General features: G+C 70.9%; 17 protein-coding genes. 8 read left to right on the top strand and 9 right to left on the bottom strand.

Annotated features, from left to right (window positions below):
- Nucleotides 1-116 precede the first annotated feature (116 nt).
- Nucleotides 117-755, top strand: coding sequence for a hypothetical protein (locus KIH74_RS13460; protein WP_214156238.1), 639 nt, complete (start codon nt 117-119; stop codon nt 753-755).
- A 71-nt stretch (nt 756-826) separates the two neighbouring features.
- On the opposite strand, the gene KIH74_RS13455 is transcribed toward KIH74_RS13460, so the two are convergent.
- Genes KIH74_RS13455 through KIH74_RS13445 form a run of 3 tightly spaced genes read right to left on the bottom strand, consistent with a single transcriptional unit; the run spans nt 827 to nt 4,662 of the window.
- A complete protein-coding gene (locus tag KIH74_RS13455; RefSeq protein WP_214156237.1) occupies nt 827-1,285 on the bottom strand; it encodes a hypothetical protein in 459 nt (152 codons plus the stop codon).
- Nucleotides 1,286-1,289: 4 nt separating this feature from the next.
- Nucleotides 1,290-2,717, bottom strand: a complete 1,428-nt coding sequence (locus KIH74_RS13450; RefSeq protein WP_214156236.1) for an APC family permease — start codon at nt 2,715-2,717, stop codon at nt 1,290-1,292.
- The gene (locus KIH74_RS13445; protein ID WP_214156235.1) at nt 2,710-4,662 is read right to left on the bottom strand and encodes a primary-amine oxidase; all 1,953 of its coding nucleotides are present in this window, start codon (nt 4,660-4,662) and stop codon (nt 2,710-2,712) included. The genes KIH74_RS13450 and KIH74_RS13445 overlap by 8 nt, the downstream gene beginning before the upstream one ends.
- 169 nt (nt 4,663-4,831) lie before the next feature.
- On the opposite strand from KIH74_RS13445, the gene KIH74_RS13440 reads away from it, so the two are divergent.
- The 3 genes from KIH74_RS13440 (at nt 4,832) to KIH74_RS37680 (ending at nt 6,824) form a co-directional block, all read left to right on the top strand.
- Nucleotides 4,832-5,848: a PIG-L deacetylase family protein gene (locus tag KIH74_RS13440; RefSeq protein WP_214156234.1), complete on the top strand. Its 1,017-nt coding sequence runs from the start codon at nt 4,832-4,834 to the stop codon at nt 5,846-5,848.
- A 151-nt stretch (nt 5,849-5,999) separates the two neighbouring features.
- Nucleotides 6,000-6,155 carry a hypothetical protein gene (locus tag KIH74_RS13435; protein WP_214156233.1) on the top strand — a complete coding sequence of 52 codons (156 nt, stop codon included), beginning with the start codon at nt 6,000-6,002 and terminating at the stop codon, nt 6,153-6,155.
- 78 nt (nt 6,156-6,233) lie between these two features.
- Nucleotides 6,234-6,824, top strand: coding sequence for a TetR/AcrR family transcriptional regulator (locus KIH74_RS37680; RefSeq protein ID WP_214156232.1), 591 nt, complete (start codon nt 6,234-6,236; stop codon nt 6,822-6,824).
- 124 nt (nt 6,825-6,948) lie between these two features.
- On the opposite strand, the gene KIH74_RS13425 is transcribed toward KIH74_RS37680, so the two are convergent.
- The 3 genes from KIH74_RS13425 to KIH74_RS13415 all read right to left on the bottom strand — a co-directional run bounded on the left by KIH74_RS13425 (nt 6,949) and on the right by KIH74_RS13415 (nt 10,349).
- Nucleotides 6,949-7,932, bottom strand: coding sequence for a DUF4240 domain-containing protein (locus tag KIH74_RS13425; RefSeq protein WP_214156231.1), 984 nt, complete (start codon nt 7,930-7,932; stop codon nt 6,949-6,951).
- Between the two features lie 217 nt (nt 7,933-8,149).
- The gene (locus KIH74_RS13420) at nt 8,150-8,806 is read right to left on the bottom strand and encodes a hypothetical protein (protein ID WP_214156230.1); all 657 of its coding nucleotides are present in this window, start codon (nt 8,804-8,806) and stop codon (nt 8,150-8,152) included.
- 325 nt (nt 8,807-9,131) lie between these two features.
- Nucleotides 9,132-10,349 carry a pyridoxal phosphate-dependent aminotransferase gene (locus KIH74_RS13415; RefSeq protein ID WP_308113763.1) on the bottom strand — a complete coding sequence of 406 codons (1,218 nt, stop codon included), beginning with the start codon at nt 10,347-10,349 and terminating at the stop codon, nt 9,132-9,134.
- Nucleotides 10,350-10,607: 258 nt separating this feature from the next.
- Between KIH74_RS13415 and KIH74_RS13410 the strand changes: the two genes are divergently transcribed.
- From KIH74_RS13410 to KIH74_RS13400, 3 genes are all read left to right on the top strand, one after another.
- Nucleotides 10,608-10,901, top strand: a complete 294-nt coding sequence (locus KIH74_RS13410) for a hypothetical protein (protein ID WP_214156229.1) — start codon at nt 10,608-10,610, stop codon at nt 10,899-10,901.
- An 83-nt stretch (nt 10,902-10,984) separates the two neighbouring features.
- Nucleotides 10,985-11,959 (top strand): lysylphosphatidylglycerol synthase transmembrane domain-containing protein, encoded by a 975-nt coding sequence (locus tag KIH74_RS13405; RefSeq protein ID WP_214156228.1) that lies wholly within the window; start codon nt 10,985-10,987, stop codon nt 11,957-11,959.
- Nucleotides 11,956-12,783, top strand: a complete 828-nt coding sequence (locus KIH74_RS13400; protein ID WP_214156227.1) for an aldo/keto reductase — start codon at nt 11,956-11,958, stop codon at nt 12,781-12,783. The genes KIH74_RS13405 and KIH74_RS13400 overlap by 4 nt, the downstream gene beginning before the upstream one ends.
- 35 nt (nt 12,784-12,818) lie before the next feature.
- Here KIH74_RS13400 and KIH74_RS13395 read toward each other — a convergent pair whose 3' ends face one another.
- Nucleotides 12,819-13,862, bottom strand: coding sequence for a winged helix DNA-binding domain-containing protein (locus KIH74_RS13395; RefSeq protein ID WP_246572372.1), 1,044 nt, complete (start codon nt 13,860-13,862; stop codon nt 12,819-12,821).
- Nucleotides 13,863-13,914: 52 nt separating this feature from the next.
- Nucleotides 13,915-14,328: a VOC family protein gene (locus tag KIH74_RS13390; protein WP_214156225.1), complete on the bottom strand. Its 414-nt coding sequence runs from the start codon at nt 14,326-14,328 to the stop codon at nt 13,915-13,917.
- 97 nt (nt 14,329-14,425) lie between these two features.
- On the opposite strand from KIH74_RS13390, the gene KIH74_RS13385 reads away from it, so the two are divergent.
- Nucleotides 14,426-15,412 (top strand): helix-turn-helix transcriptional regulator, encoded by a 987-nt coding sequence (locus KIH74_RS13385; protein WP_308113762.1) that lies wholly within the window; start codon nt 14,426-14,428, stop codon nt 15,410-15,412.
- On the opposite strand, the gene KIH74_RS13380 is transcribed toward KIH74_RS13385, so the two are convergent.
- Nucleotides 15,400-15,843, bottom strand: a complete 444-nt coding sequence (locus KIH74_RS13380) for a hypothetical protein (protein WP_214156223.1) — start codon at nt 15,841-15,843, stop codon at nt 15,400-15,402. The genes KIH74_RS13385 and KIH74_RS13380 overlap by 13 nt on opposite strands.
- Between the last annotated feature and the right edge of the window lie 29 nt (nt 15,844-15,872).

Below are 15,872 nucleotides of genomic sequence, written 5' to 3'. Positions count from 1 at the left end.
CCCGGTGACCGTGCGGCGTCCCTGTGCACGTGATCGTCACCGAACCGCAGCGCCCGCACCGATCGTCGAAACAGGCGGCGGACTGGGTGCGTTGGGCCCTTTTCATTGTCTATGTCGTGCTCGTGGTGTTCGCGGTCCTGCTGGGGGAGCGGCAGGGCCGGTTCGGGAATCTCCAGAACGATCTGGCGGAGGGGAAGATCAGCTCGGTCACCGTGCGCGGCGAAGGGCTGCTGAGGAACGAGACCGGTTCCGTTCTCCAGACCGTGGTCTGGGAGGGCGGCTGGGGGATCACCCGGCAGGACGACGTCAGGGTGACCACCGACGAGGACGGTTCCGGCAGCACCTCCAGCGGGCCGGTCCTCTCCGGTGAGCGTGATCTCGCGGACTACCTGCGCCGGACCTATCCGGACCTGACGGTGAACACGGAGTGGGACCGCTCCTCCGAGAGCAGCATTCTCGGCTTCCGGCACCTGCCCTCAGGGCTGGGGCTGGCCCTGCTGGTGGTGAACCTGGTGGTGCTGCTGCGGATCGTCATCGACCGGCATGCCTGGCGGGCGACCCGCTGGGCCTGGTTCTGGGCCTGGATGTTCGTCTCGCCCGTGGCCGTTCCGCTGTTCCTGCTGCTGAGCGGCCCCACCCCGTTCGTGCCGGCCCCGAGGAACCCGGATCGCCGGCTCACCGGCGGATGGGCCCTTCTCCTGTGCCTTTTCGTGCCGGGCATCGTCTCGGCCACCTGGGCGGCCCGCAGCTGGTGACGACCGGCAAAATGATGGACGACGGTGAGCCCCGGCCGGAGCTCACCGTCGTCCATGGTTGGAAAGGCTTTTCAGGGCAGGGAGGCCGTGCGGCCGCGTCGCAGGAGCGGGCCGGTCAGGGCCAGCACCGCGAGTTCGGGCAGCAACGGCACGAGGGTGGCCCACGACAGGTCGTGATGGCCGGAATGTGATGTTGCCGAGGCGGTGACGACGACCGCGCCGCCGTGCACGTGCTCCACCCCGGCGAAGGCCGGAGCGGTGGCCAGCAGGTAGCCCAGGTGCAGCACCAGCATGGCCGCGGCCATGACCGCCGCCGTCACCAGGGCCCGGGGCGATCCGCTGCGCGCGAGATGGGCCGCGCAGCCGAGACATCCGAGAGCCATGGCGGCGAAGAACCCGGCGTGGAACCCGAACGGCGCCGTCAGGGTGGCCAGGTGGGCGGCCCCGCCGGCCGCGGCGAGCGCCGCGACCAGCCGGGTGCCCACGAGCGGTGCCATGGTGCGTGGTGCCGAGAACGTCGCCGTGGTCATGATCTCAGCCCGCCTGCTCGGGCAGCAGGGCCGTTCCGGCGGCGGGCCGGGCCGCGGCCAGGGCGAAACCGGCCACCACCGAGAGCACCAGCAGGGCGTCGAGCACCAGGGCCAGCGTCTGCGACCCACCGACCAGCAGCGGCAGGTTCCGCACGGTGATCACCAGGCAGCCGGCGATCCCGAGCAGGCCCAGGGCCGGGGCGATCCGGGTGTTCCAGAGCCGGGTGTCGACGCGGCTGGTGTGGAAGTACAGCAGCACGGCGATGCTGGTCATCAGCATGAGCAGCAGGATGCCGGCGGTCGCCGCACCGGACAGCCAGGCGAACACCTCGGCCACCGGGTCCAGCCCGGCCGCCGCGCAGATCACCAGAAGCACGGCGGCGCTGAGGGTCTGGGCCACCGAGCCGAGGTGCGGCGAGTGGTGGCGGGGGTGGCTGCGGCCCAGCACACCGGGCAGCACCGCGGACCTGCCCAGCGCGAACAGGTAGCGCGAGAGCACGTTGTGGAACGACAGCACGCTGGCGAACAGGCTGGTGACCAGCAGGGCCTGAACGACGTGCCCGGCCGCGCCGCCGAGGTACTGCTCGGCGGTCACCGGGACCATGGTGCCCGGGTCGGCGGCGGCCTCGGCCAGGGCGCCGTTGTCGCCCCAGGCGCTGATCACGGCCCAGGCCGACACCGAGTAGAACACGCCGATCACGGCCAGCGCGATGTAGGTGGCGCGGGGGACGGTGCGGTCGGGGTCGCGGGCCTCGTCGCGGAACACGGCGGTGGCCTCGAAACCGATGAACCCGGCGATGGCGAACATCAGGCCGATGCCCGGGGCGCCGGAGGTGATCGAGTCCAGGTGCAGGGCCCCGCCGGACAGGCCCTCGGTGTCGCTGCCGCCCTGCGCGACGACCACGGCGTCGAGGGCCAGCACGATGCCGATCTCGGCGATCAGCAGCAGTCCCAGCACTTTTCCGGACAGGTCGATGTGCCGGTAGCCGAGCAGGCCGGTGACGGCGATGGCCACCAGCGTCCACAGCCACCAGGGCAGTGACGGCACGCCGTAGGAGACCAGCAGCTCGTTGAGGGCGAAGCCGAGATAGCCGTACACAGCGCCCTGCACGGCGGTGTAGGTGAGCAGGGCCAGGAAGGCCGCGCCGAGCCCGGCGCCGCGGCCCAGCCCCTGCTCCACGTAGGAGTAGAACGCCCCGGCCTGCGGCACGTGCCGGGCCATCGCGACGAACCCGACGGCGAACAGGGCCAGGATGACCGCGGCGACGGCGTACATGGCGGGGTAGCCGGTGCCGTTGCCCAGGGCGATGCCCAGCGGCACGCTGCCGGCGATCACGGTGAGCGGCGCGGCGGCGGCGACCACCATGAACACGATGGAGCCGGCGCCCAGGGTGCCGCTCAGCCGTTCGGTGCCGGTGCTCGTCTCAGTCATGGCAGGCTCCCGATCCGGTGCTGGTGTCGGTGGAGCAGTGGGCGGACGCGGACGGCGGCACGTCGAGGGTGGGGTTGCGGTCGAAGAAGCCGACCGGCTTGAGCTTGAAGCCGCTGTAGTCGACCGGCATGATCGGCCAGTCCTCGGGGCGCGGGGTGTGGGTCAGGCCGAAGGTGTGCCAGACCACCAGGTCCTCGCCGTCGAGCGGGCGGTCGTTCGCGACGAACGCGGGCAGGCCGGCGTCGCCCGGGTGCTGGTTGACGAAATCGCCTGCGGGATAACGCTCGTCGGGGTGGTACTGGGTGACCCAGAGGTGGTTGGTGGCGAACGCGGCACGGTGTGCGACCGAGGAGTCCGGGTCGGCCAGCAGGGTGGGCAGGCCCTCGGGGATCAGGGCGTAGGAGACCGGGCGGCCCAGCCGGTTGAGCCGGTCCGGGTTGCTGATGTGCCACACCCGGTTCTTCGACGGGTCGGCGTCGCGGCGGGCCACGGCCTCGGATGTCAGCACGGTGCTGGAGGTGCCGAAGGCGTTGCCGCGCGGGTTGTCCGGGCCCTTCGGCACGCGGACCACGTCGATCTCCTCCACCCGGTTCTTCTCGCCGTCCACCGTCATGTCGAGCCGGGCGCTGAACAGGTGCTGGTGGTAGGGAGCGCCCAGGCCGGGCGCGATCTCGGTGGCGTAGGGGTAGTCGCCGCCCGGGTGGGCGCTGGTGAACACGATGCCGGTGGCCTTGGCCTCGAACTCGATGGTGCCGTCGAGGTAGAGGTACCAGTAGAAACCGTAGTCGTAGTTGCCGATCGTGGTGAAGAACGACACGACCAGCCGCCGCTGGCGCCGGGTCTCGTGCGATCCGGTCCACAGGTCGGAGTGCTTCCAGAGGATGCCGAAGTCCTCCTCGTGGATGCAGATCGCGTTGCGCAGCCGCTTCGGCTCGCCCTTCTCGTCGGCGATCACCGCGTCCAGGTAGGTGATCTCGCCCAGGCAGTCGCAGCCCAGCTCCAGGGCGTTGGCGTACCGCCCGACCAGGTACTCACCGGTGTCGAAGTAGTTCTGCCAGGACCGCACCGGCGAGGGGTCGGCGTAGGGCACCACCATCTCGGCGATCGAGGCGCGGTGCATGATCGGCCGGCCGTCGAATGCCAGCTGGTGCAGGGCCAGGCCCTCACGGGCGTCGAAACCCACGCGGAGCGACCACTTTTCCCAGGTGAGCAGGTTGTCGTCGTCGATGTCCAGGCTCGAGCCCTCGGGCTGGGTGATCAGCAGGGGCTTCTGGGTGGTGCGCATCGGCCCGCTGACCGCCGGGTCGTCGTAGTTGCCCGACTCGGCCGGCAGCGGCACGATCCCGTAGTCGATGACCTGGTCGACGACGTGGTTCATGGTGTCGACGTAGGCCACCAGCCCGTCGATCGGGTGCGCCCAGGCGGAGTCCTTCTCGTGCTCCTGGTAGAAGCCCAGGCCGCGCAGCACGCGTCGGCCGGCCTCGTCCGGGTACTCGTCGGCGTACACCCCGGCCGACAGCGGCGCCACGCGCACCCGGGTGATGTCGAGGCCGCGCTCGGCGATCGCGGCGAGCCAGCGCTCGTCCTTACTCAGCAACTGCTCGACCAGCTCGAACTCCTCGTCCAGCACCGGCAGCTGACCGGTCGCGGACGGGTCCAGCTCGGTGTCCGAAACCATCTGTCCGGTGGTGACATTCACGAGAAGGTCGGAGGACGCCTGGGTGGCCAGGTCGAGCAGCAGGGCCCGGAAGACGCGGGTCACGACGTCGCCGTCGCGGTGCGCCGCGACCTCGGCCTTGGCCGGCTCGTGCAGGCCGATGTAGGCGAACCGGGTGCTGTCGCTGAGCTTTCCGGCCTCGGCGACGATCTGCCGGACCGCGTGGATCTCGGACTCGGTGACCGGGGCGAGGGGGTGCCGTGCGGGTGCTGAAGATGTCTGGTTCACAGCGGGTTTCCTTCGTGAGCTGGTCCGGCCGGTGGTGTGGTGCGCGACCTGACGGTCTCGGGCGGCTGTGGCATCACGGTAAATCAACAGATGTACAAAAAAAGATTTCGCGCTGTTACATCGAGGTAAACCACGTTCGGCGGCCGATCGGGTGTTCTCGCCTGGCCTTGTGGGCGGTAAGTCGAGTAATCTTGTCGAGAATTCTGAAGCGGTTCCTTGTGATCGGACGGGGGTTCCTCATGCTGCCTGCGACGACGACCATGGTGATCTCCTGCTGCCCGGCGAGCTGCCCGGCGAGCTGCCCGGCAAGCTGCCCGGCAAGCTGCCCGGCGAGCTGTTGTCGGGGCTGACCCCCGCCCCCACCGACCGTTTCTTGCCACCGGAGTTCCCGCGCATGTCCGTCCTGCCCGTTTCCCCTGCTCCCACTCGTTCTGTCGTATTCGTCCACGCCCATCCGGACGACGAGACGATCTTCACCGGCGCCGTGATGCACGCCCTGGCCCGGGGCGGTGCCCGGGTCACCCTGGTCGTGGCCACCGACGGCCAGGCCGGTCAGGACCTGGCCGGCGAGGGCCGTCACGTCGGCAGCGTGCGTGCCCGCGAGCTGGAGCGTGCCGCCGAGGTGCTCGGCGTGCACGAGCTGGTCACCCTCGGCTGGGCCGACTCCGGTCTGGGCGGTGTTCAGCCCGACCACGCCCTGGCCCGCCAGCCCGTCGCCACGGTGGCGAGCCAGATCGGTGCGATCGTGGCCCGCGCCGGCGCCGACACCCTGGTCGGCTACGACGAGGGCGGCATCTACCCGCACCCCGACCACGTCGCGGTGCACCGCTCGGTCGCCGAAGTGGCCCGCAGCAGGCCGGAACTCACCTACTACGAGGCCACGGTGGACGCCGAGGGGCTGCGCGACCGGGCCGTGCGGCACCTGGTGCTCGGGGCCAACGACGCGGCCGGCCGGGCCGGCCTGCCGAGCGTGCCGGTCGGGCTGCCGGCCTCCCGCATCGTCACGCACTACCAGGCCGGGACCGCCGACTTCGCCGCCAAACTGGCCGCGCTCCAGGCACATTCCAGCCAGATCGACCCGGCCCACCTCCAGCAGGACGACCTGCGGTCGGCCTACGGCGTGGAGTGGTTCACCCGCACCGGTCCGGCCGGGGCGATCGACGAACTGGTGACGGCGGGCGTCTGACGGGCGGGTGCCGGCAGTGGCGTGGCTCGCGGAGCGGGGAGCGGATCAGTTTCGCCGTGCAGTGCGGGGCCACCTGCACGTGCGGGCCCGCGCTGCGGCGGACGGGTGCGGTGACTGAGCCGGCGCCGGTCAGGCTGGTTACGATGCGGCGATGACCCCGAGAAGATACGCAGGACTGGCGACCCTGATGGTCGGCCTGCTGTGCATCGCCCTGGGGGCACTCGCCCAGTACCTCGGCATCGCCGGCCGGGTCATCGCCGTGACCGGTCTGCTCCTGGCCGTCCTGGGATGTTTCATCGCCTTCTGAACGAGCTCCCGCCCCTCGCCGCGTCCGCCCGGCCCGTAGGCTGGGACCGGACGTTTGCGACAGGGAAAGGCTCGGGCAGTGCCGAAGATCGTGGACCATGACGTGCGGCGGCGGGAGATCGTCGAGGTGGTCTGGCGGCTGATCGCCGACGAGGGGATCCAGGCGGTCACCACGCGGCGCATCGCCGAGGTGTCGGGGGCCTCGAACGGGGCGCTGCGCTACTACTTCCCGAGCAAGGAGGCCGCCCTGACGGCCGCCTTCGAGCACATCGTGGCCGCCACCAACCGCCGTGCCGACCGCGCCGACCCGGACCGGCACGGCCTGGGCGGTCTGCGCACGCTGTGCCTGGAGATCATGCCGCTGGACGCCGAGCGGCTGGCGGAGGCCCGGCTGGCCATCAACTTCTGGCAGCAGGCCCTGAACTCGCCGGACAAGGCCACGCTGTACGCCGGGATCACCGCGGGCTGGCGCACCGAGATGGTCGCCCACCTGAACGAGGCCAGGTCCGACGGTGACCTGCCCGCGCACCTCGACCTGATCACCGTGGCGGACGAGCTGGTGTCGATGCTCATGGGACTCCAGATCGAGGCCACCCTCGCCCCGACCGTGGCCACGGCGCAGCGGCAGCTGGCACAGCTCGACGACTTCATGCGCCGGCTGGCCGGCTGAGCCGACGCGGGCGTTGGCTTGGGGGTGGGCTGGGCCGAGGGGTGGCACGGGCCGGGGGAGCGGCTGGGCCGAGAGGTGACACGGGCCGAGAGGTGACACGGGCCCGGACCATGCGCGCCCGGGTTCAGAGGCGCCCGCGCCAGGTGCGATGCCCCTGCCCGCGGGTACTTTCGCCCCCACGCTCCGAGTCGCTCTGGTCCGGTTCGTCGTGTTCCGGTGCGCCGTGGCCGGGCCCTTCCTGCCTGGTTCCCCCAGATCGGTTCAGATGCCGGGCCGCCAGGTCGAGTGCCTCGGTCAGCACCTGCCGGGCCCAGTCGGTGATCTGGTGCGGCGTCGGCTCGTGCAGCGGGAAGGGACGGTGCAGGTCGACGTGCAGCCGGTCGCCGTCGTCGCGGAAGCCGGTGGCCGGCGGCCAGCCGGCGGGCCCCAGCTCCAGCGTCAGGAGCACCGCCCGAAAACCGTGGGCCGCGAACAACTCCCGGAACCCGTCGACCGCCGCGAGCTGGTCGAGCACCGCGTCGAGCAGCAGGGTGAACTGCAACTGGGCGCGGGGCCCGGGCAGGGAACGGCCGAACGCGGCCTGGTCCGGCCGGCAGGTCAGGCCCAGCCACGGGTTCGACGGCGGATCGAAACCCCCGGGCAGCAACAACTCCGGGGCGAACAGCGGGTTGGAGCCGGTCTGTGCCAGGTCGAGGCCGGGCATGCCGCCCGCCACGCCGCGCTCGGCGCACACCTGCTCGACACGGTGCAGCAGACCGTGCGCCGCGAACAGCTCGGGCCAGGCCCGCCGGGACAGGGCCGTGGGATCGGCCAGCACCTCGTCGTAGGTCTGCCGGCCCGCCAGCACCACGGCCAGCCGCACGTTCACGAACAGCTCCGCGTCGACGGGTTCCGGATCGACCGGCTCACCATGATCGGCGCCGAACACCGGCGCCTCGAAATGTGCCGTGGTGTCGAGGGCATACATCTTGCCCACCAGCAGCAACGCGAACTGCTCGACCTCACCGGCCGGAAGGCGCCGCAGCGCCCACCCCAACCGCTCCAGCCCCACCGCCCGCGCTGAACCGCCGGTCTCGGAGACGACTCGCCAGAACCCCACCTCGTCCATGAACCCGACCATAGCTACGGGGTCCGACAAAATGGCCGCCTTCCGGGCAGCCCGGGCCGACTCCGGTACGGAACCAGCGAATGGTGCGACGGATCGGCACGGGCTGACCGGACGCGGGTGCGGGGCCGGGCGGCGTGCCACCCGGACCCGTGCCACCCGGACCCGTACTACCCGGACCCGTACCACCCGGACCCGTGTCAGCCGGCACCCGTGGATGTCAGCTGTTGATGCGCCACTTCGTCGACCTGCTGTCGTCGTACTCCAGGCCGTTGCTGCCCAGCACGATGTTGCCCGCACCGGTCCGGCTGATCACCCAGCCCTGGTCGCCGACCTGGTAGATCCGGAACTGCTGCTTCTCGCTGTCGGCGTCGCACTGGCCGGCGACGATGGGGGAGGGGCCGATCTCGTCGGCGTCCGGTGCCCGCCAGCACAGCGGGGCCAGCTCGCCCGAGCTGTCCGTGGCCTTCACCTGGTACAGGTCGTTGGCCAGTTCCTTGAAGGTGAAGAGCTGACGGCCGCTGTCGTCGTCCGTCATCGACAGCCCTTCGTCCTCCAGGGTCAGGCCGCCCTCGAAACCGTCGGCGGGCACGATCGTCACGCCCTTGCCGCTGGAGGGGAGCGTGGACGACGAACTGTCCCCGTCGTCGGCCGGTTTCGTCGTCGTCTCGTCGTCCGCGGGCTCGACCTCGGTCTCCGCGGCGTCCTGCGTCCCGGTCGCCGAGCTGGTCGCGGGCGTCGTGGTGGTGGTCGCCGTCGATCCCGCGGGTTCCAGACGGCCCGCCGAGGCCGAGGCCGAGTCGGACCCGCAGGCCGAGGTGACCAGCGCACCCGTCACCAGGATTCCTGCTGCCGCCACACTCCTGAGCCTTGCCATGTCCACTCCCTTGCGTTCGTCACGACTGCGATGAGGCGCTCCGGTCGGTGCGCCGTACAGAAAGTGAGATGCGGGAGAACCGGGTTCGGGTCGGAAAAATCTTGGTGACGGGGCACACAGCCGGTTCCGGACCTGGCCGGGAGGAGGGCGAAGCCGGCACCGGGGGAGCCCTGTCATTTTTGACACCACCCTGAGCGTCTGGGTGGTGTCAAACATCAAAAGGATGTCCCGGTGCCCGGCCCCAACGGCCCGGGCCCCTCGCCCGGGTACCAATCAGCACCCGGGCGAGAAGACTCGCGCTCGCGTCGTCCTCAAAGGTTTTCGGTCAGCGCTGCCGGCGGCTGTCGAGGAACTCGCCGATCCGGCCGATCGCGTCTTTCAGCACCTCCGCGTGCGGCAACGTGACGATCCGGAAGTGGTCGGGGGCGGCCCAGTTGAAGCCACGCCCGTGCACCACCATCACCTTCTGCTCGCGCAGCAGGTCGAGCACGAAGGCCTCGTCGTCCTCGATCGGGAACGCCTTGCGGTCGAGGCGGGGGAAACAGTAGAGCGCGCCGGTCGGCTTCACGCAGCTCACCCCGTCGATCTGGTTGAGCATCTCCCAGGTGACGTCGCGCTGTTCCATCAGGCGGCCGCCGGGCAGGGTCAGATCGGTGATGCTGCGCGGGCCGTCACCCAGGGCCGTGGCGATCACGTGCTGCGAGGGCACGTTCGCGCACAGCCGCAGGTTGGCCATGATCTGGAGGCCCTCCAGGTAGTCGGCGGCCTGTGTCTTCGGCCCCGACACCACCATCCACCCGGCCCGGAAACCGGCCACCCGGTAGGCCTTCGACAGACCGTTGAAGGTCAGGCAGAACAGGTCGGGGGCCAGTGACGCGGTGGCCACGTGCTGCGCGTCGTCGTACAGGATCTGGTCGTAGATCTCGTCGCTCAGCAGCATCAGGTCGTGGCGGCGGGCGATCTCGATCATGCCCTCCAGCACCTGCTGCGGGTACACGGCGCCGGTCGGGTTGTTCGGGTTGATGATGACCATGCCGACGGTGCGGTCGGTGATCTTGGCCTCCAGGTCGGCCAGGTCGGGCAGCCAGCCGGAGCTCTCGTCGCACACGTAGTGCACGGCCCGGCCCCCGGCCAGCGTGGTCGTCGCCGTCCACAGCGGGTAGTCAGGACTGGGCACCAGCAGCTCGTCGCCGTCGTTCAGCAGTGCCTGGAGGCTCATGCTGATCAGCTCGGACACGCCGTTGCCGAGCCAGACGTCGTCCACGTCCAGCCCGGTCACGCCCTTGCCCTGGTGGTACTGCACCACCGCGCGCCGCGCCGGCAGAATGCCCTTGGCATCGCTGTAACCGTGCGCCTGCGGCAGCTGGTGGATCATGTCGCGCAGCAGGTCTTCCGGAGCCTCGAACCCGAACGGCGCGGGGTTACCGATGTTCAGCCGCAGGATCTGGTGGCCCTCGGCCTCCAGCCGCATGGCCTCGGCGAGCACCGGTCCACGGACGTCGTAGGCGACATGATTCAGCTTTTTCGACTGGCGGATCTGCACGCCGCCAGACTAGACCGATCACCCCGCCGTCCAGTGGGACGGTGCCCGGTGTCGGAACCAGTTGTGAACCAGCTGTGAACCCGGCGTATGGGACACGGCACACATCCCGCTCCGCCCTGGACAAACCGGCGAACGCACGGTGATCTGAGTACAGGCATCGGTGTCGTCGTCCCGGCGAGCGGTGGTGCCCGAGGGAACAGGCTCCGGACGGGGAGGAGCGATGACCATGGTCCATCACGAGAACACCGGACGGGCGCCGTGCTGAGCGTCCGGATCGCCGTCGTCACCGTGCACGGCGAGCGCACCCAGGTGCTGGCGCGGGTGAAAGAGCCCGACCTGGTCGAGTTCTGGTACGCCGAGATCCTGCACGGCACCATTCCCTTACCCTGGCTCGGCGCCTGGGTGACGTCGCTGGCACCGGGTTCGCCGGCCCGCTTCGACGGCGTGGTGCTGTCGTCGGGACCGCGCGGCGAGGTGCTGCTGTCGATCCCGCCCGAGATCATCGACCACCCGCTGACCGTGGACCAGGTGACCCGCCTGATGGGTGGCTGAGCCGGTCACGTTCGCCTGATGTTCGCGCGGGGGAAGCCGCCGGCGTGGCGCTGTGTTCGCCGGCGGCTACCCATCATGACCGCATGAACGCGCATGCGCGCACCGCTGTGCTGGTGCTGTCGGTGCCGATGATGATCTGGCTGGTCGTGCGCGCCGTGACGGCCCTGGGAGCGGGCTGGTCCGCGGCCGGGCACGCCGTGCTCGGCCTGGAACCGGCCTGGCTGCCGGTGCTGACCGTGCTGTGGTGGGCCGGGCACTGCGCCCGGGCCGGGCAGGTGACGGCGTGCCTGCCGGGGCTGAGTCCGGGCCGGGCGCTGGGATTGTGCCTGGCCGGCAGCGCGGTGGCCAACAGCCTGCCCCTGGGCGGCGCCCTGAGTTTCGGGGTGAGTGCCGCGATGATCCGCTCGTGGGGGTTCAGCGCCCGCGCCACCACCAGCTACTTCACCCTGAACCAGATCAGCACCGTGCTGCTGCGGGTGCTGTTCGGGGTGGCCTGCCTGGGCGGGTTCCTGGCCTACGGCCCGCAGGTGGCGCTCGCGCGCGGTCCGGTGCTGGTCAGCGCCGGGGTGGCGGTGGCCCTGCTGCTGGTGTGCGGGCTGCTCGCCCGTGGTCGTCACCGCGGTCGGGTGGGGACGCTGGTGGCGGCTCTGCGGGAGGACATCGGTCAGGCCCTGCGGGCCTCGTGGGGCCGGCTGGTGCTCAACGGTCTCGGGTACATGCTGCTGCTGGGCGTGCTGCTGCACCTGTGCCTGATCGGCCTGGCCGTGCACGAGCCGTTCCTGCTGGTGCTGGCCGTGGTCGGGATCGAGCGGCTGGTCACCACGGTGCCGCTGACCCCGGGCGGCGCCGGGGCCGCCGAGCTGACGCTGCTGACCTGCCTGACGGCGGCCGGCGCGGAGCCCGGGCCGGCGCTCGCGGGGGCGCTGCTGTACCGCTTCTTCACGTTCGGCCTGGAGATCCCGGTGGGCGCGGCGGTGATCCTGGGCTGGCGGCTGCGACATCGCCGCCTAGGGTGTCGGCTGAACGCGATCGCCGCACCAGCAAGGGAGTTTTCGTGACAAATCAGCCCACCCGGATCACCTTCCACGACGGCAACAGCATCCCCCAGCTCGGTCTGGGCGTGTGGCAGGCCCGGCCGGAGCAGGCCACGGCGGCGGTGCGGGAGGCGCTCCAGGCCGGCTACCGGCACGTGGACACCGCGGCCGCCTACGAGAACGAGGAAGCGGTGGGCGCCGGGCTGCGCGAGTCCGGCGTGGCACGGGACGAGGTCTTCGTCACCACCAAGGTGTGGAACGGCGACCAGGGCGCCGACGCCGCCCGGGTGGCCGCGGAGAAGAGCCTGGAGCGGCTCGGTCTGGACCACCTGGACCTGCTGCTGATCCACTGGCCGTGCCCGGCGCAGAACCTGTACGTCGAGACCTGGCAGACGTTCATCGCGCTGCGCGAGCAGGGCCTGGTGCGCTCGATCGGCGTCTCCAACTTCACCGGCGCCCACCTGGACCGGCTGGTCGCCGAGACCGGTGTCACCCCGGTGCTCAACCAGATCGAGCTGCACCCCTACTTCCAGCAGCGGCCGATGCGGGCCGAGCACGAGCGGCTGTCGGTGGTGACCGAGTCGTGGAGCCCGCTGGCGCAGAACCAGGTCCTGACCGATCCGGTGCTGGAGAAGATCGCGGCCAGGCACGGCAAGAGCCCGGCCCAGGTGGTGATCCGCTGGCACCTGGACAACGGCCTCGTGGTGATCCCGAAGTCGGTCACACCCAGCCGGATTCGCGACAACGCCGACGTGTTCGACTTCGCCCTGGACGCCGACGACCTGGCGGCGATCGCTGAGCTGGACCGCGGCGGGCGCATCGGCTCGGACCCGGACCACAACGGCTGAGTCCCGCTGCGGTCACGGCGTCCTCCGGCCGGGTCTCAGGCGGTGGCGAGGAAGGTGCTGAGTCGTTCAGCCTCGTCGGCGATTTCGGTGTTCTCCGCGCGGGTGAAGGGCCTCAAGGGGTGGACGACGACCTGTCCGCCGCTCTTGCCTGTGGTCCAGGTGGCGCAGGCCCGGCCGTCGACGAGGACGAACCGGGCGCCGGTCACCGACAGCGGGCGGTACTCGTCGTCGATGATGCGGCTGCGTTCGTGGTAGCCGAGCACAGCGTTGTCGAACGACGGCAGAAACCGCACGGGTGCCGGGGTTTCCGGGTCGGGCAGGGGTGCGCCGGGCAGGTCGAGCAGGCGGCGCCCGCGCTCGTCGCGCAGTTCGACGAGCTCCTCGCGCAGCGTCGCGAGCGAGGCGGGCAGTCCGGCCAGACCGCACCAGGCCCGCAGGTCGGCGCTGGAGGCCGGGCCGAAAGCGCCCAGGTAGCGCCGGATCAGGTCGTGGTCGTGCTGGTCCGCGCCCGCCTGGACCTCCTCACCGATCCAGGCGTCCAGGGGCCGGTACAGCGCCCCGCCCGTGCTGCGCCAGACGCCTCGCGGGGGAATCTGGACCATCGGCACGAGCGCGGCCACGACCGCCTCGCCCAGCGCCCGCGGACTGGTTCCCGGCCAGAACCGGGCCATCTCGCGGCCGACGTCGCCGAGGGAACGGGGGGTTTCGTCGTCCATGAGCTGTTGGGCCCGGGCCGTGAGCTGGTCGAGATCGACGCCCGACAGGTCGTTCTTGTACACCCCGAGGATCTTCTGCCGCAGCAGCGCGTGGTGCCGGGGGCGCCAGGAGTGGGCGTCCTGCGCGGTCATCAGGTGCACGGTGCGCCGCATCAGGTGCATCCGGACCACCCGGCGCTCTTCGAGAAGCCCGGAAAGCTCGGCCGGGGCGAATCTTTCGAGGCGTGACCAGAGGCCAACGAAGGGCTCCTGGGGTTCCTGGGCCTGGAGCCCGCCCAGGTGGGCGACCGTGTCCAGCACCGGTGCGCCGGTGCGGGCGAGCAGGTGCTGCCGGGCCAGGGTGGCGCGGCCCAGCGCCCGCATGCTGAGAGGTGCTGTCACGGTCGTGTCCCTTCCTGGTGGTGGCTACGGGTGATCAGAAGGCGGCGATGTCGAGCACCCAGGTGACGCCGAAGCGGTCCTTGAGCATGCCGTACAGCGGTGACCAGCCGGACGGCCCGAGGTCGGTCAGGATCGTGGCGCCCTCGCACAGGCTCTTCCAGTAACCGGTGATCTCCTCGGCGTCGTCGCCGCGCACCGACACGTAGAACGGCCGGTCGCCGGCGTCGTAGCTCTGGCTCTCGCGCACGTCGTAGGCCATCACGTGGAAACCGTTCGGGGTGCGCACCTCGCCCCAGACCACGCGGTCGGTGTCGGCCGGGTGCTCGACGTTCTGGCTCTGGCCGTAGGTGAACGCGACGACCTGCCCGCCGAACACGGACCGGTAGAACTCCAGCGCCTCGCGGGCCTGGTCCTGGAAGTTCAGGTGCACGGTGGTGGTGACGCCCATGATGTCTCTCCTGCTCACTCGTCTTTCCGGCTGACGGGAAGACCCTCGCAGGGGTAGGTGCCAGGATGTGTCACCTACTGCGGGCATCATGGACGTCGTGCCGAAAACCTCCGCCCGGCTGCTGGCCCTGCTGTCGCTGTTGCAGACCCGCCGCGACTGGCCGGGCACCCTGCTGGCCGACCGTCTCGACGTCAGCCTGCGCACGGTGCGCCGCGACGTCGACCGGCTGCGTGAGCTCGGGTACCCGATCGGCGCCGCCAAGGGACCCGACGGCGGCTACCGGCTCGGCGCCGGCACCGACCTGCCGCCCCTGCTGTTCGACGACGACCAGGCCGTGGCCCTCACCGTCGCGCTCCAGGTGGCCGCCACCGGCCCGGGCCACGGACTGGCCGAACCCGCCCTCCAGGCGCTGAACACGATCCGGCAGGTGATGCCCACCCGGCTACGTCACCGCATCGACGCCGTGCGGATCACCGCGGTCGAGCGGCCCAGCACGCAGCCGCCGGCGTCGGTCGACGCCGACGTGCTGCTCGCGCTCAGCGCCGCCGTCGCGGCCCGCGAGGTGCTCCGGTTCGACTACGGCACCGGCGACCCCGGGCGTCCCGCCCGCCGGGCCGAACCCCACCACGTGATCACCTGGGACGGCCGCTGGTACCTGGTCGCCTACGACCTGGAACGCCAGGACTGGCGCACCTTCCGCGCCGACCGGATCAGCCTGCGCACCCCGAACGGCCCCCGGTTCACGCCCCGCCCGCTACCGGGGGACGACGTGAGCGCCTTCGTCATCAGCCGGTTCCGCGGCTCCGGCGACAGCACCGGGGCCTGGCCGTGCACCGGAACCGTCGTGCTCGACGTGGACGCCGCCACCCTGGCCCCGTACATCCGCGACGGGGTGCTGGAAGACGCCGGTGGCCCTGGCCGCTGCCGGCTCACCCTCGGCTCCTGGTCGTGGAACAGCCTCGCTGCCGCCTTCGCCGGATTCGGCGCGGGCATCACCGAGGTCCGGCCGTCCGAACTCACCGAGGCCTTCACGCAGCTGGCCCGTCGGTGCGCGGCGGCCGGTCAGGCCGGTCAGGCCACGTAGATCTCCAGCTCGCGGCGGAAGGCGTGGCGCAACTCGATCCTGCTGGGCTTGAGATAGGCCCACACCGGCTCGTCCTGGTTGTCGTTGCGCACGGCACGCCGCAACCGGTCGGCGAAAGCGTTCAGGTGGACGCAGTTCTCGTCACTCATCACGGACTCCAGAAGGACGTGCACGTTCCAGAAGTCGTCCCAGGCCTGTCCCTGCCGGGGTCGCGTTCCGTGCTGTTCCTGAAGCGTGACCGCCCAGCCCTCCAGAACGCGGGCCGTGCGCCAGAACTCCTCGATGAGCTTGAACTTCTCGCCGCGCAGCCGCTCCTTCAGCTCCAGCTGCATCTTCCTGTGCTCGAAGGAATGCTGCTGGCGGGCGACCACGAAGTTCGTGGCCAGCACCAGCAGCCCGCCCAGACCCGTGCCGATGAGTTGTGCCCACATCGCTGCCCCCGCGTGTGTGAGAAGGAGTT

It is taken from the genome of Kineosporia corallincola (assembly GCF_018499875.1).
Lineage (GTDB): Bacteria > Actinomycetota > Actinomycetes > Actinomycetales > Kineosporiaceae > Kineosporia > Kineosporia corallincola.
This window is presented reverse-complemented; position numbering and strand designations above follow the sequence as displayed.

Excerpts from the sequence above, each read along its gene's own strand:
- KIH74_RS13455 (WP_214156237.1), bottom strand. The coding sequence starts at position 1,285 with ATGACCACGGCGACGTTCTCGGCACCACGCACCATGGCACCGCTCGTG.
- KIH74_RS13450 (WP_214156236.1), bottom strand. The coding sequence starts at position 2,717 with ATGACTGAGACGAGCACCGGCACCGAACGGCTGAGCGGCACCCTGGGC.
- KIH74_RS13435 (WP_214156233.1), top strand. The coding sequence starts at position 6,000 with ATGACCCCGAGAAGATACGCAGGACTGGCGACCCTGATGGTCGGCCTG.
- KIH74_RS13425 (WP_214156231.1), bottom strand. The coding sequence starts at position 7,932 with ATGGACGAGGTGGGGTTCTGGCGAGTCGTCTCCGAGACCGGCGGTTCA.
- KIH74_RS13420 (WP_214156230.1), bottom strand. The coding sequence starts at position 8,806 with ATGGCAAGGCTCAGGAGTGTGGCGGCAGCAGGAATCCTGGTGACGGGT.
- KIH74_RS13405 (WP_214156228.1), top strand. The coding sequence starts at position 10,985 with ATGAACGCGCATGCGCGCACCGCTGTGCTGGTGCTGTCGGTGCCGATG.
- KIH74_RS13395 (WP_246572372.1), bottom strand. The coding sequence starts at position 13,862 with ATGCGGGCGCTGGGCCGCGCCACCCTGGCCCGGCAGCACCTGCTCGCC.
- KIH74_RS13390 (WP_214156225.1), bottom strand. The coding sequence starts at position 14,328 with ATGGGCGTCACCACCACCGTGCACCTGAACTTCCAGGACCAGGCCCGC.
- KIH74_RS13380 (WP_214156223.1), bottom strand. The coding sequence starts at position 15,843 with ATGTGGGCACAACTCATCGGCACGGGTCTGGGCGGGCTGCTGGTGCTG.